This is a genomic window from Gallaecimonas sp. GXIMD4217, from assembly GCF_038087665.1.
GTDB lineage: Bacteria > Pseudomonadota > Gammaproteobacteria > Enterobacterales > Gallaecimonadaceae > Gallaecimonas.
Map to the genome: position 1 here is coordinate 2,791,982 of NZ_CP149925.1, position 13,774 is coordinate 2,805,755.

Annotated in this window: 14 protein-coding genes; 7 read left to right on the forward strand and 7 right to left on the reverse strand. The window is 64.7% G+C overall.

Annotated features, from left to right (window positions below; genetic code table 11):
- Positions 1-123 precede the first annotated feature (123 nt).
- From WDB71_RS13590 to WDB71_RS13600, 3 genes are all read right to left on the reverse strand, one after another.
- Positions 124-2,622: a S8 family serine peptidase gene (locus WDB71_RS13590; RefSeq protein WP_341502131.1), complete on the reverse strand. Its 2,499-nt coding sequence runs from the start codon at positions 2,620-2,622 to the stop codon at positions 124-126.
- A 390-nt stretch (positions 2,623-3,012) separates the two neighbouring features.
- The gene (locus tag WDB71_RS13595) at positions 3,013-3,672 is read right to left on the reverse strand and encodes a response regulator transcription factor (protein ID WP_341502132.1); all 660 of its coding nucleotides are present in this window, start codon (positions 3,670-3,672) and stop codon (positions 3,013-3,015) included.
- 224 nt (positions 3,673-3,896) lie between these two features.
- Entirely contained in the window at positions 3,897-4,133 is a 237-nt protein-coding gene (locus WDB71_RS13600; RefSeq protein ID WP_341502133.1) for a DUF465 domain-containing protein, read from the reverse strand.
- Between the two features lie 128 nt (positions 4,134-4,261).
- Here WDB71_RS13600 and prmA point away from each other — a divergent pair, with 128 nt between their 5' ends.
- The 3 genes from prmA to fis all read left to right on the forward strand — a co-directional run bounded on the left by prmA (position 4,262) and on the right by fis (position 6,612).
- Positions 4,262-5,140: a 50S ribosomal protein L11 methyltransferase gene (prmA, locus tag WDB71_RS13605; RefSeq protein WP_341502134.1), complete on the forward strand. Its 879-nt coding sequence runs from the start codon at positions 4,262-4,264 to the stop codon at positions 5,138-5,140.
- A 182-nt stretch (positions 5,141-5,322) separates the two neighbouring features.
- The gene (gene dusB, locus WDB71_RS13610) at positions 5,323-6,285 is read left to right on the forward strand and encodes a tRNA dihydrouridine synthase DusB (RefSeq protein ID WP_341502135.1); all 963 of its coding nucleotides are present in this window, start codon (positions 5,323-5,325) and stop codon (positions 6,283-6,285) included.
- 30 nt (positions 6,286-6,315) lie between these two features.
- On the forward strand, positions 6,316-6,612 hold the full coding sequence (gene fis / locus WDB71_RS13615) for a DNA-binding transcriptional regulator Fis (RefSeq protein WP_341502136.1): 297 nt from the start codon (positions 6,316-6,318) through the stop codon (positions 6,610-6,612).
- Positions 6,613-6,674: 62 nt separating this feature from the next.
- On the opposite strand, the gene WDB71_RS13620 is transcribed toward fis, so the two are convergent.
- A complete protein-coding gene (locus WDB71_RS13620; protein ID WP_341502137.1) occupies positions 6,675-7,496 on the reverse strand; it encodes an HDOD domain-containing protein in 822 nt (273 codons plus the stop codon).
- A gap of 139 nt (positions 7,497-7,635) precedes the next feature.
- Here WDB71_RS13620 and WDB71_RS13625 point away from each other — a divergent pair, with 139 nt between their 5' ends.
- On the forward strand, positions 7,636-7,956 hold the full coding sequence (locus WDB71_RS13625; RefSeq protein ID WP_341502138.1) for a hypothetical protein: 321 nt from the start codon (positions 7,636-7,638) through the stop codon (positions 7,954-7,956).
- A 46-nt stretch (positions 7,957-8,002) separates the two neighbouring features.
- Here WDB71_RS13625 and WDB71_RS13630 read toward each other — a convergent pair whose 3' ends face one another.
- Positions 8,003-9,010, reverse strand: a complete 1,008-nt coding sequence (locus WDB71_RS13630; protein WP_341502139.1) for an SO_0444 family Cu/Zn efflux transporter — start codon at positions 9,008-9,010, stop codon at positions 8,003-8,005.
- Positions 9,007-9,402, reverse strand: a complete 396-nt coding sequence (gene zntR / locus WDB71_RS13635) for a Zn(2+)-responsive transcriptional regulator (RefSeq protein WP_341502140.1) — start codon at positions 9,400-9,402, stop codon at positions 9,007-9,009. Before zntR ends, WDB71_RS13630 begins: the two co-directional genes overlap by 4 nt.
- Before the next feature lie 177 nt (positions 9,403-9,579).
- Here zntR and purH point away from each other — a divergent pair, with 177 nt between their 5' ends.
- The 3 genes from purH (at position 9,580) to WDB71_RS13650 (ending at position 13,223) form a co-directional block, all read left to right on the forward strand.
- Positions 9,580-11,145: a bifunctional phosphoribosylaminoimidazolecarboxamide formyltransferase/IMP cyclohydrolase gene (gene purH / locus WDB71_RS13640; protein ID WP_341502141.1), complete on the forward strand. Its 1,566-nt coding sequence runs from the start codon at positions 9,580-9,582 to the stop codon at positions 11,143-11,145.
- A 10-nt stretch (positions 11,146-11,155) separates the two neighbouring features.
- On the forward strand, positions 11,156-12,430 hold the full coding sequence (gene purD / locus WDB71_RS13645; protein WP_341502142.1) for a phosphoribosylamine--glycine ligase: 1,275 nt from the start codon (positions 11,156-11,158) through the stop codon (positions 12,428-12,430).
- A 94-nt stretch (positions 12,431-12,524) separates the two neighbouring features.
- Entirely contained in the window at positions 12,525-13,223 is a 699-nt protein-coding gene (locus WDB71_RS13650; RefSeq protein ID WP_341502143.1) for a YebC/PmpR family DNA-binding transcriptional regulator, read from the forward strand.
- A gap of 38 nt (positions 13,224-13,261) precedes the next feature.
- Here WDB71_RS13650 and WDB71_RS13655 read toward each other — a convergent pair whose 3' ends face one another.
- Positions 13,262-13,684, reverse strand: a complete 423-nt coding sequence (locus tag WDB71_RS13655) for a hypothetical protein (RefSeq protein WP_341502144.1) — start codon at positions 13,682-13,684, stop codon at positions 13,262-13,264.
- Positions 13,685-13,774 lie beyond the last annotated feature (90 nt).

The following is a 13,774-nucleotide window of genomic DNA, read 5'->3' on the forward strand; positions in this document are numbered from 1 at the left end:
GCCCAGGGCGGCTTTTCTCCACGACGGGCGCAACTGGGCAGCGGATATCATCCTGACTGAAAAACAACGGAAGCTGAACAAAAAAAGGGCGGCCAAGGCCGCCCTTTGCGTTCCCTGCTGCTATCAGAGGGAAACGGTCAGCTCTGCCGAGCAGTTGCTGCTGCCGGCTTCACAGATCTGATAGAGGTAATCGCCGCCATTGCTGCTGAAGCGATCCCGGTAGCGACCGTCGTTGTCGGTGCTGTCGATGAGCACGCCGTCACGGTAGATGTCCACCAGGGCGCCTGTGGCACCGCTCCACTGCAGATCCACCGAAGCGTTGCCGCGGCGGGACAGGGACGAGCGCTTGAGGCTGAGCTCGATGCTGGACTCGGCCACCGTCACCTGCTGGCTGGCGGTGTCGCTGAGGCCGTCGGCATCGGTCACGGTCAGGGTGACCGTGTAGGTGCCGCCACTGGCATAGCTGTGGGACGGGTTGACCTCGCTGGCGCCGTTGCCGTCACCGAAATTCCAGCTCCAGTCGACGATGTTGTTGTCGGCGTCGCTGGAAGCGTCGGTGAAGGCCACGTTAAGGCCATCGACGCTGGCGCTGAAGTCCGCCACCGGCGCCTGGGGCTGGCTGCCACCGTCGCTCTTGGCGGTGATGGTCATGCCCCAGCTGTTGAGGGTACCGGTGTCGGCGCTGGCGTTGTCGGACACGCTCAGGGTCCAGGTGCCGTTCATGGCCTCGCCGTTGAAGCTGTCCAGCGTCCAGGAGCCGATCACGTCGTCGGCGCTGCCGCCGCTGCGGTTATGGAGCACATGCTCGGTGCCCGCCGGCGAGATCAGCGACACGATCAGATCACCACTGTAGGTATGGCTGATATTGACGTTGGCCTCGACCCCGAACACGGTGCCAAGCTCCGTCACCTCTATGGTGGAGGTGCTGGTGCTGTTGTCGTTGATGGCCACCGGCGTGCTGTTGCTGTAGCTGAAGTCGCTCAGACCCTGGGGCAGGACATCCAGGGTGACCGTGCTCTGCTTCTGCATCTCGCCGTTGTCGCCGGTCACGGTGAGGGTATAGCTGCCCCACTGGGTCTCGGCCGTGGTGACCACATCCAGGCTGACCTGGTCGCCTGGCTGGGCCGTGCTGGCCGACAGGCTGGCGCCGGGCAGGGCCGGGCTGGTGGCCAGGCTCAGGGCCACGTCACCGGACCAGTCGGCAATGCTGCCCACGTCGATCAGGTACTGGGCGCTGTCGCCGGCGACGATCTCCTGGTTGGCCGGGCTGGTGCTGAGCTTGAAGCCCGGGGTGGGATCGGCCGCATCCAAGGCCGAGGCCAGGTTGATGCGCTTGCCGGAAACGGTCTTGCCGACCAGGGCCGGCAGCTCGTCACCGCTGTCCATGAGCAGCTGCTTCATTTCCACCGGGCTCAGATCCGGGTTGATGGACCAGATCAGGGCGGCGGCGCCGGCCACATGGGGGCTGGCCATGGAGGTGCCGGAGTAGCTGTCGTAACCGCCACCGGGCACGGTGGACAGGATGCTGGAGCCGGGGGCACCCAGGTCGACACTGGTCAGGCCGTAGTTGGAGAAGCCGGACATGTTGTCGTTTCGGTCCGTGGAGGCCACCGCCAGTATGGCGTCGGAGTCGTAGCTGGACGGGTAATGGGGCGAGCTGTCGCCGTCGGAGCTGTCGTTGCCGGCAGCTGCCACGAACAGGATGCCGGCATTGCCGGCGGTGTCGATGGCGCCCTTGAGGGCCTCTGAATAGCCACCGCCGCCCCAGGAGTTGTTGGTTGCCTTGATGTCGATGCCGCGGTTGACCTTGAGATCGGTCATGTAGTCGATACATTCGATGGCATCGGAAGAGCTGCCGGAGCCGGAGGGGCTCAGGAACTGGCAGCCGATGATGGTGACTTCCCAGTTGACCCCGGCCACACCGCTGCCGTTGTTGCCGGAGGCCCCTATGGTACCGGCCACATGGGTACCGTGGCCGTTGCCGTCCATGGGGTCGCCGTTGTCGTTGTAGGCGGAGAAGCCGTGGATGTCGTCGACCACGCCATTACCGTCGTCGTCGACGCCGTTGCCGGCAATTTCGCCGGGGTTGACCCACATGTTGGCCTGCAGATCCGGGTGGCTGTAGTCCACGCCGGTGTCGATGACGCCGACGATCACCGAGCGGGAGCCGGTGGTGATGTCCCAGGCCTCGGGGGCGTCTATGTCGGCATCGACGGTGCCGCCACTCTGGCCGGTGTTGTGCAGGCCCCACAGCTCACCGAAGCGGCTGTCATCCGGGGTGGCATTGGCGTGCAGCAGGTAGTTGGGCTCGGCCACTTCAATGGCGGGATGCCGGGCCAGGCGCTTGAGCAGGGCGTCCCTGTCCTGGCCCTTGGCCAGGCTCAGCTTGGCGATGCGCCCCCCCATGACATGCTTCATGCGGTCGTCACGGCCGTCCCCGTCCCGATCGCGCAGCGACAGGCCATGGCCCCGGGCAACGGCATGCCGCTCGGCGGCCTGGGTGCCCTTCTTGAAGATCACCAGCACCGAATCGCTGGCCGCGTCGAACTTGGTTGCCGCCAGGCCGGGGGCGGCCAGCAGGGCCGCCGACACCGCCAGGGCGATGGCAGTTTTATGACTCATTGTTGTCTTCCCTCATGTGGTTGTGCACAAGTCAAGGTGGCCTGTCCTGCTACCACCCTTTTTTTCTGCCCAATTAACATGGTGTTAAATTCTCGTTACCGCCAGTGACGCCACCGCAAAATAGCCCTTTTGTCCTAATCCCTTTGGTGACCTGGCCTTTCAGCAACAACGGCGCCCATCGCCTTGCCGGCCCGGTCCCTGCTACCGCCGGGCAAACACAAGCTGCTGAATTTTTTGGAGTGACGGTCAATTGAGTAGGGTGATGGCTGCCCCGGCTAAACAGCCGCAACGCCTTCAGGGCGCGCCGGGCCGCGGGCCTTGGACAGCTATTGGCGATGGGGCCGTTGCCGGCCCGGTGAGCAGGGGCAACGGCTACCGGCAGGCGGGAGCCTAGAGGAAGACCTCGTGCTGCTGCGCCCAGCGCAGCAGCTCGACCCTGTTGCGGGACTGGGTCTTGCGGAACACCGACGACAGGTGCGCCTTGACGGTGTGGGCGCTGATGTTGAGGCGGTTGGCGATCTCCTTGTTGCGGGCGCCGTGGGAAACCAGTTCGACGATCTTGCGCTCGCGCCTGGTCAGGGCCTTGATGGCACCGAAGTCGCTGCCCAGCTCTTGCAGCCGGCTCTGCTCCTTCTTCAGCAGCTTGTCCAGCATCTGCGACAGGGTCTGGCGCTCGAACCAGAGTTCGCCGCCCATCAGCTTGGTGATGGCCTGGCCCAGCAGATCCAGGCGGTCGTCCCGGTACAAAAGCCCCCGCACCCCCATCATCAGTGCCGCCTGGGGATCCACCTGCCTAGACTCCACCTGGTAGAAGACCACGGGCGCCGCCTTGACCAGCTCCAGGTAGGCCTCGGGCAGGCCGCAGCTGTGCAGGCGATCAGCCTCGTAGGGCAGCAGCACCAGGGCGTCGTCATGCTGCTCGAGCAGGGCGGCCAGCGCCTGGCGGTCCTGGCAGTGCCGGACCTTCAGGCCAAGGGAACGGGCCAGCAGCACCAGGTTGTGGCTGCCTTCCTGGGGGGAAAAGTAGATGAGTTGATTGAAGCCTTCCATGCGCAATCTCCCAACAGAGTCCGGTTGTTGTATTGAGACGTTACCCGGGGCCCCACCCCGGGAATAGGGCGTTGGCGGCAACACCCTTTCGGCATTTGCCTTGAGCCATTTATTGACCAATTGTCTACAGGCAACGTCCCGATACTACTGCCTTTTCTGGCCAAGATCAGCCCCTGATTGGCGGCCTTTAGGCAAGAAAAAGGCCACTGTCGTGGCCCTTGGGGTTAGCGTCCGTTCAGCCAACCGTAGAGTTCATCCTTCAATTTCGCTCGTCGCAGTTTCAATTCCTTCATGGCGCTGTCGTCCACGGGCTGGCTCCGAGAATGGAGACCCTTGATATGGTGGTCGATGCGGTGATATTCGGCGGCGGCGCGGGCAAAGTCGGGTTCGGATAGTTTTAGCTGGGCAATGCGTTCCTGATATTGGGGAAACTCCGTGTACAGACTGTGGTTCTCAGGCATCGCAGCTCTCCTTTGTGGTTCAGGTGGCCTTGGGGTACCCATCTAGCTTAGCCAAGAAGCCGGCGACGGGCCCCTAAAGATGGGACTCATGGTAGACTTGCGGGTTCCCCCCAAGTGGAGACAATTTCGTGGCCTGGATCCAACTCAGAACCAACACCAATGCCCAACTGGCTGAAAAGCTCGGCGATCTGCTGATGACCCAGGGCGCCCTGTCCGTCACCTTCATGGATGCCAAGGACACCCCCATCTTCGAGCCCATGCCGGGGGAAACCCGTCTCTGGGGCGACACCGACGTCATGGCCCTGTTCGAGGCCGATGCCGACACGGCCCCGGCCCAGGCCATGATCCGCACCCTGCTGGGAGAAGACACCCCCATCAAGGTCGAGGCCCTGGAAGACAAGGACTGGGAGCGGGCCTGGATGGACAACTTCCATCCCATGCAGTTCGGCCGGCGGCTGTGGATCTGCCCCAGCTGGAAGCCGGTACCGGATCCGGACGCCGTCAACGTGATGCTGGACCCTGGCCTGGCCTTCGGCACCGGCACCCACCCCACCACGGCGCTGTGCCTGCAATGGCTGGACGGTCTGGATCTGGCCGGCAAAACGGTAGTGGACTTCGGCTGCGGCTCCGGCATCCTGGCCATCGCCGCCCTCAAGCTGGGTGCCGAGCGGGTGGTGGGCGTGGACATCGACCCCCAGGCCATCCTTGCCAGCCGTGACAACGCCGAGCGCAACGGCGTCGCCGACAAGCTGGAGCTGTACCTGCCCGAAGACCAGCCCCTTGGCCTCAAGGCCGACGTGGTGGTGGCCAACATCCTGGCCGGCCCCCTCAAGGAGCTGTCCGAGATCATCACCGGCTACCTCAAGCCCGGCGGCCTGTTCGCCCTGTCCGGCATCCTCGACAGCCAGGCCGATGACCTGGTCGAACACTACCAGCGCTACGGCCGGCTGGACCAGGTGGCCATCAAGGACGAATGGTGCCGGGTCAGCGGCATCGCCAAGGGCTGATCTTACGCCCCAACAGCCCCGCAAAGGCGGCCAGAAAGGCCAAAAAAGCGGCTCCGGGACCTTGACATTTGCGGTGGTCGATCCGGGTCGGAAAAAAAACGTTAGCGTTCATTTTCTGACCTTTTCAGACGGGACATAAATGCGTAATATACGCGCCCCTGTGCTGTTGACGACCACCGCGTATGCAGATTGGCCCCTACAAGCTGGACGTGCCCATCATCCTGGCCCCCATGGCCGGCGTGACCGATCGTCCCTTCCGGGAGCTCTGCCGACGCCTGGGAGCCGGCCTGGCCGTCTCCGAGATGCTGTCCAGCAACCCCAGGGTCTGGCAGTCGGAAAAATCCCGACTGCGCATGGACCATGAGGGGGAGTCCGGCCTGCGCTCGGTGCAGATCGCCGGCGCCGATCCCGAGTTGATGGCCGATGCCGCCCGCCTGAACGTCGCCAACGGCGCCCAGGTGATCGACATCAACATGGGTTGCCCGGCCAAGAAGGTCAACAAGAAGCTGGCGGGCTCGGCCCTGCTGCAGTACCCGGAGCTGGTGGAAGAGATCCTGCTGGCCGTGGTCAAGGCGGTGGACGTGCCCGTGACGCTGAAGATCCGCACCGGCTGGGATCCCGACCACCGTAACGGCGTCGAGATCGCCCGCCTGGCCGAGCGCAGCGGCATCCAGGCCCTGGCCGTTCACGGCCGCACCCGGGCCTGCATGTACAAGGGCGAGGCCGAGTACGACACCATACGCGCCATCAAGCGCGCCGTGGATCTGCCGGTGGTGGCCAATGGCGACATCACCAGCGCGGAAAAGGCACGCCATGTGCTCGACTACACGGGCGCCGACGCCATCATGATTGGCCGCGGTGCCCAGGGCCGCCCCTGGATCTTCCAGGAGGTGGAGCACTACCTGAGTACGGGTCGGTGCCTGCCGGCGCCCGATAAAAAAGAGCAACAGCAGATCCTGCTCGGTCACGTGCAGGCCCTGCATGAGTTTTATGGTGAAGCCAAGGGCCCCCAGATCGCCCGCAAGCATGTGGGCTGGTACCTGGGTGCCCAGGATCCCCAAGGGGCCTTTCGCCGTGTTTTTAATTCGTTGACGGACGCCAATGAGCAGCTGGATGCGCTCAATGGCTATTTCCGTTCCCTGTAAGTTCAAAAAACAACGAAGAGCGTTACGACTATGTTCGAGACCAATCTGACGACTGAAGATAAGTCCATCAATGCTGTAGGTGGCGTCAAGACCGCCAACTCCCGTCCCCTTCGTGATTCCGTACGTCAAGCGCTCCAGAACTACTTCTCCCAGCTGGAAGGCCAGGATGTGAACGAACTGTACGAGATGGTGCTGTCCGAGGTGGAAGCCCCCATGCTGGACGTGGTCATGATGCACACCCGCGGCAACCAGACCAAGGCCGCCAACATGCTCGGCATCAACCGCGGCACCCTGCGCAAGAAACTCAAGAAATACGGCATGAACTGAGCATTTCAGTGCATGCACAAAAAAGCCCCGGCCATGGCCGGGGCTTTTTTATGGATTTGCGGTCAGTCCAGCAGGGCGCTGAAGCTGGGGCCGTACTCGCGGACCCTGGTCCAGGCTTCCTTGGCCATGGGCCAGGACAGGCCCAGCTTGGTGACCAGCTGCAGCGGCCAGTCCACCGGGGCGTCGTCGTCCATCTCGTCCAGGCCGTTGAGGTAGTCGGCCAGATAGACCAGGGCGGCATACTCGCTCCAGGGCTCAGCCAGCAGCGGCACCCGCTGGTTGCGGATGGCCAGCTGGATGCTCTGGGGGAACAGCCAGCGGTTGGCCAGCTCGGCGCCCACCTCGGCGTAGGTGAAGCCCAGTACCGCGTGTTCGGCATAGGAGCGCGCCTCGCCCTTGGCGACGCGCTGGTCCAGCTCGGCGGCCAGCTCCGGCTCGGCGGCGTGGATGATCAGCTCGCCGATGTTGTGCAGCATGCCGCAGGTAAAGGCCAGCTCGGCATCCGCCTTGGCCTTGGGTGCCAGCACCCGGCACAGCTCACCCACCTCGAAGGAACGGATCCAGAAGGCCTTGAGATCGAAGTGGCGCACCTCGGGGTAGAGATCCACCAGGCCGGAGGCCATCACCATGTTGCGCAGCACGTCCAGGCCCAGACGCACGGCCGCCTCGTTGACGGTGGCCACCTGCCGGGAACGGCCGTAGCGGGCGGAGTTGGCAAGCTTGAGGGTATTGGCGGAGATCACCGCATCCAGGCTGATCTTGTCTGCCACCTGGCGCAGATCCACGTCCGGATCGTTGAAGGTCTCGATCAGCTGGCGTACCACTTCCGGGATCTGCGGCAGCTTCTGCGGACGTGAAAAAAACTGTTCTATTGTCATTGTCATCGATGTTCCCTCGACTCTGTCTGGCCTCACTTTACCCCAGCAGCCGTCATTTCTACCATCCCAAAGGTTGCGGGAAATCAAGTCCCTGCATTGATCATGGAATTAGACTGCAGCCTCTCACTGGAAAGAGGATAGTTCCATGGCAAGGAAACTGTGGCCCCTGGTGTTGATGCTGTCATGCTCGGCCAGCGCCAACATCAGTATTTCCGAGCGCGAGCTGCTGGAGCTCTGCTACCAGTCCTTCCACAAGCTCGATGCCGGGGTACGCTCGCTGCCCATCCATTACGACGACCTCAGCAACGAAGGCGCCTACTTCTTTGTCTGGGACAAGGCCAACGGCGTCACCATCCGCCGCCAGGACAGGGAGTCCGAAGGCTACTGCTACCTGGATCGCACCACGGGCGTGGGGGTGGCCGTGTTCGACTTCGACGCCACCCAGTTCTTCAGCGTAGCCCTCTAGTCGTCGGCCAGGGCCAGAAAGGCCGGCATCTGCCGGCCTTTTTACGTCAGCCTCTTCCCCTCAGCTGCCGGTAGAAACTGGCCAGCATCAGCGCCGCCAGCACCAGGCCAGAGCCCAGGCTCAGCCACAGCGGCAGCAACTCGTGCTCGCCCGCCCGGGTGATGATGCCGTCCGGCCAGAGCCCGGCCAGGGTGTTGGTGAGGTAGCCAAAAGCGATGGCCGGCACTATGACCCCGGCCAGGTAGGCCCACAGCGCCCGCATGCCCAGCTCCTGGCGCACCAGGCCCAAAGCGGCGGCGTTGGTGGCCGGTCCCGCCAGCAGGAATACCAGTACCGCGCCCGGCGACACCCCGGCCAGCAGCAGGCCGGCGGCAATGGGGGTGCTGGCGGTGGCGCAGATGTACATGGGGATGCCGATCAGCACCATCACCACCATGGCCACCAGGCCCCCGCCCCATTGGGTGAGGAAGTCCTGGGGCACATAGGTCACCACCAGGGCCGCGAAGAAGAGGCCTATGGCCAGCCACTTGGCGGAATCGTCCACCAGATCCACGGCCGCGAAACGCAGGCCCTGGCGCCATTTGCTCTTGGGCCTGTCGCCGCCGCAGGCCTGCTTGGCGCAGCGCGGCGCCGGCGCCGGTGCCGCCACCTTGCCGCCGTTTTGCCGCCCCGCCAGCAGGCCGGCACTGATGGCCGAGGTGACGGCGGCCAAGGGACGGATGATGGCCAGCAGCGGGCCCAGCAGGCCGTAGGACACCGCCACCGAATCCACCCCCGTTTCCGGGGTGGATACCAAAAAGGACACGGTCGCGCTCCTGGAGGCGCCGGCCCGCCTCAGGCCCATGGCCGCCGGCAGCACCCCGCAGGAGCACAGCGGCAGGGGGGCGCCGAACAGGGCCGCCTTGACGGTGGGCCAGAGCCCCTCGCCGCCCAGGTGCCGGCCCAGCCAGTCGCTGGGGATCAGCAGCTTGATCAGCGCCGCCGCCAGGTAGCCCAGCAGCAGCCAGGGCGCCGCGTCCAGGAACAGCTCCCAGAAATTGGTCAATAAGGTCATCGTTTCTCCAGGGCATCCAGGATGCTGCAATGCACGGCCAGCTCGTCACCGCCGCAGCAGGCCTCCACCATGTCGCTGAGGGCGTCGCGCACCCGCGCCAGCTGGGCCAGCCGCTGCTCCACCTGGGCCAAATGGGCCTGGGTCAGGGCCTTGACCTCGCCACAGCTGTGCACATCCTTTTCCACCCGGATGCTGAGCAGCTCCTTGATGGCGTCCAGGCCGAAGCCCAGCTCCTTCATGGCCAGGATAAAACCCAGCTGCCGTACCGCATCCGGGCCGTATTCGCGGTAGCCGTTGTCGCCCCGCGCCGGTTGCAGCAGGCCTTCCTTGTCCCAGAACCTCAGGGTGTCCACGCTTACGCCCGTCTGCCGGGCCAGTTCACCTATCTTCATGACTTGCCGTCCATTCCACTGATGACCACAGCCTAACCTTGGAGTTCGCTTCAGGGTCAAGTCCCCTTTTACCTTATCCGGGCCGCAATTTCTTCATCTGCGGCCCACAAAGGGAAACGTTTTCGTGTACAATGCGCGCGCGTTTTTGGCCCACATCTGATAGCAGAGACCCAACTCATGCAAGACGTCCGTCCTATTCGCCGCGCCCTCATCAGCGTTTCCGACAAGACCGGTATCACCGACTTCGCCAAGGCCCTCACCGAGCGTGGTGTTGAGCTGCTCTCCACCGGCGGCACCTTCCGCCTGCTCAAGGAGCACGGCATCAAAGTGACCGAGGTGTCCGACTACACCGGCTTCCCGGAAATGATGGACGGCCGGGTCAAGACCCTGCATCCCAAGGTCCACGGCGGCATCCTGGGTCGTCGCGGCACTGATGACGCCATCATGGCCGAGCACGGCATCGACGCCATCGACATGGTGGTGGTAAACCTCTACCCCTTCGCCGCCACCGTGGCCAAGCCGGACTGCACCATGGAGGACGCGGTAGAGAACATCGACATCGGCGGCCCCACCATGGTCCGCTCCGCCGCCAAGAACCATAAGGACGTGGCCATAGTGGTCAACGCCGGCGACTACGACCGCGTCATCAATGAAATGGACGCCAACAACGGCTCCCTGCAGTTCGAGACCCGCTTCGACCTGGCCATCCGCGCCTTCGAGCACACCGCCGCCTACGATGGCATGATCGCCAACCACTTCGGCGCCATGTTCAACGACGAGTCCAAGTTCCCGCGCACCTTCAACAGCCAGTTCATCAAGAAGCAGGACCTGCGCTACGGCGAGAACAGCCACCAGCAGTCCGCCTTCTACGTGGAAGCCGAGCCGGCCGAGGCGTCCATCGCCACCGCCGTGCAGCTGCAGGGCAAGGCGCTGTCCTACAACAACATCGCCGACACCGACGCCGCCCTGGAGTGCGTCAAGGAATTCGAGGCCCCGGCCTGCGTCATCGTCAAGCACGCCAACCCCTGCGGCGTGGCCGTGGGCGCCAACATCCTCGAAGCCTATGACCGCGCCTTCAAGACCGATCCCACCAGCGCCTTCGGCGGCATCATCGCCTTCAACAAGGAGCTGGACGGCGACACCGCCAAGGCCATCGTCGAGCGCCAGTTCGTGGAAGTGATCATCGCCCCCAGCGTTTCCCAGGGCGCCCGCGAAGTCTGCGCCACCAAGGCCAACGTACGGGTGCTGGAATGCGGCCACTGGGACAACCGCCCCGCCGCCCTGGACTACAAGCGCGTCAACGGCGGCCTGCTGGTCCAGGACCGAGACCAGGGCATGGTCAGCCAGGCCGATCTCAAGGTGGTGACCGAGCGCGCCCCCAGCGCGGAAGAGATGAAGGATCTGCTGTTCGCCTGGAAGGTGGCCAAGTTCGTCAAGTCCAACGCCATCGTCTACGTCAAGAACGAGATGACCATAGGCGTTGGCGCCGGCCAGATGAGCCGCGTCTACTCCGCTAAAATAGCCGGCATCAAGGCCGAGGACGAAGGCCTGGAAGTGCCGGGCTCCGTCATGGCCTCCGACGCCTTCTTCCCCTTCCGTGACGGCATCGACGCCGCCGCCAAGGCCGGCATCACCGCGGTGATCCAGCCCGGCGGCTCCATCCGCGACGACGAGGTGATCCAGGCCGCCAACGAAGCCGGCATCGCCATGGTCTTCACCGGCATGCGCCACTTCCGCCACTAAGGAGCACGAGATGAAAGTTCTGGTAATCGGCGGCGGTGGCCGCGAGCACGCCCTGGCCTGGAAAGCGGCCCAGAGCCCCCAGGTGGACACCGTCTTCGTGGCCCCCGGCAACGCCGGCACCGCCCTGGAGCCCAAGCTGGAAAACGTCAATGTTTCCGGCAACGAGGCCCTGGTGCAGTTCGCCAGGGACAACGGCGTGGCCCTGACCATAGTGGGCCCGGAAGCGCCCCTGGTGGACGGCGTGGTCGACGCCTTCCAGGCCGCGGATCTCGCCATCTTCGGCCCCACCGCCGCAGCGGCCCAGCTGGAGGGCTCCAAGGCCTTCTCCAAGGATTTCCTGGCCCGCCACGACATCCCCACCGCCCAGTACCGCACCTTCAGTGAGGTGGCGCCGGCTTTGGCTTATCTTGATGAGCGCGGCGCCCCCATAGTGGTCAAGGCCGACGGCCTGGCCGCCGGCAAGGGCGTCATCGTCGCCATGACCCTGGCCGAAGCCAAGGAAGCGGTGGAGGACATGCTGTCCGGCAACGCCTTCGGCGACGCCGGCGCCCGGGTGGTCATCGAGGACTTCCTGGAAGGCGAGGAAGCCTCCTTCATCGTCATGGTCGACGGTGACCACGTTCTGTCCATGGCCACCAGCCAGGACCACAAGCGGGTCGGCGACGGCGACACCGGCCCCAACACCGGCGGCATGGGCGCCTACAGCCCGGCCCCCGTGGTCACCAGCGCGATCCACGACCGCATCATGCGTGAAGTGATCCTGCCGACCGTGGCAGGCATGAAGGCCGACGGCACCCCCTACACCGGCTTCCTCTACGCCGGCCTGATGATCGACGCCAGCGGCGCCCCCAAGGTCATCGAGTTCAACTGCCGTTTCGGCGACCCCGAGACCCAGCCGATCATGATGCGCCTGCAATCCGATCTGGTGGCCCTGTGCCAGGCTGCCGTGGAAGGCAGGCTGAATGAGGTCAGCGCCGACTGGGACAGCCGCGCCGCCGTAGGCGTGGTGATGGCCGCCGAGAACTACCCGGCCAGCCCCAAAAAGGGCGACGCCATCAGCGGCCTGGATGCCGTCCCCGCCGACGTGAAGGTATTCCACGCCGGCACCCGCGAGCAGGACGGCCAGGTGGTCACCTCGGGCGGGCGCGTGCTCTGCGTCACCGCCCTGGGCGACACGGTGTCGGCAGCCCAGCAGCTGGCCTACCAGGGCGTCAAGGCCATCAACTGGGACGGCGCCTTCTACCGCTCCGACATCGCCTACCGGGCCATAGCCCGGGAGCAGTAAGCTCAGCGAACAAAAAAGCCGGCGCAAGCCGGCTTTTTTATTGGCCTGCGGCAACGGATATACTGTCGCCTTGACCACCAAGAAGAGAACGCAAATGGGCGCACAATGGAAAGCCAAGCATAAGGCGGCCGCCGCCAATGCCAAGGGCAAGATGTTCACCAAGCTGGCCAGGGAGGTCATAGTGGCCGCCAAGGCAGGCGCCGATCCGGACATGAACCCGCGCCTGCGCATGGCCGTGGACGCCGCCAAGAAGGCCTCCATGCCCAAGGACACCCTGGAGCGGGCCATCAAGAAGGGCTCAGGCCAGCTGGACGAGACCGTCAACTACGAGCTGGTCACTTACGAGGGCTTCGCCCCCCACCAGGTGCCGGTGATCGTCGAGTGCCTGACCGACAACAAGAACCGCACCGCCTCCGGCATGCGGGTCGCCTTTCGCGGCGGCCAGCTGGGCGGCGCCGGCTCGGTGTCCTGGGACTTCGACTACCTGGGCCTGATCGAGGCCGTGGCCGAGACCGACATGGAGGCCGAGGAGGCCGCCATCGAGGCCGGCGCCCAGGATCTGCGCGAAGGGGAAAACGGCGAGGTGCTGTTCCTCACCGAGCCCGGCGATCTGATGGCGGTGGCCAAGGCCTTGGGCGAGCTGGGCTTCAAGGTGGAAAGCGCCAAGCTCGGCTACCTGTCCAAGAACCCCAAGACCCTGGACGGCGAGGCCCTGGCCGAGGTCGAGGCCTTCCTGGAGAAGCTGGACGAGGACGACGACGTCCAGGAGATCTACGTGGGCCTGGCCGGCTGAGGCCCGCCACAAAAAAGCCGGCCTATTGGCCGGCTTTTTTATTGCTCGTTCGTGCCGTCCTGGGGCGACAGCACCCTGGGCCGACCATAGCGGCGGCGCACCCAGTTGATGGCCTTGAGCACCCCGGGCCTTGCCACCAGCTTGCGCTCCAGCCAGTACTTGCCGGGCAGGTCGGACACCATCACCGCGAACAGCAGGGTCAGCAGGCCCTGGCCCGGGGTGAACAGCATGATGATGCCAGCCGTCAGCAGCAGCACCGCCATGGCATTGCGCAGCAGCCAGATCAGGTAGGGCAAGGGTCCGTGCTGGCGATGGCGCACCTTGTCGAGGAAATAGTCGGCGGGCATCTGCACGATCAGAAAGGGCACGGCGATCATCGAGATGATCGCCATCACCAGGCCGCTCAGGGCCAGGGTCGGCAGCCAGGGCTGGATCCAGGCCAGCCAGTCGGGCAGGGTCAAGGGCGTTTCCTCCTCTACAGCCCCTAAAGCATCTCCCTAAAAGGGCCGCCGGGCAAGTAGCGAAATCGCCGCTCAGCCTTTACCATCAGG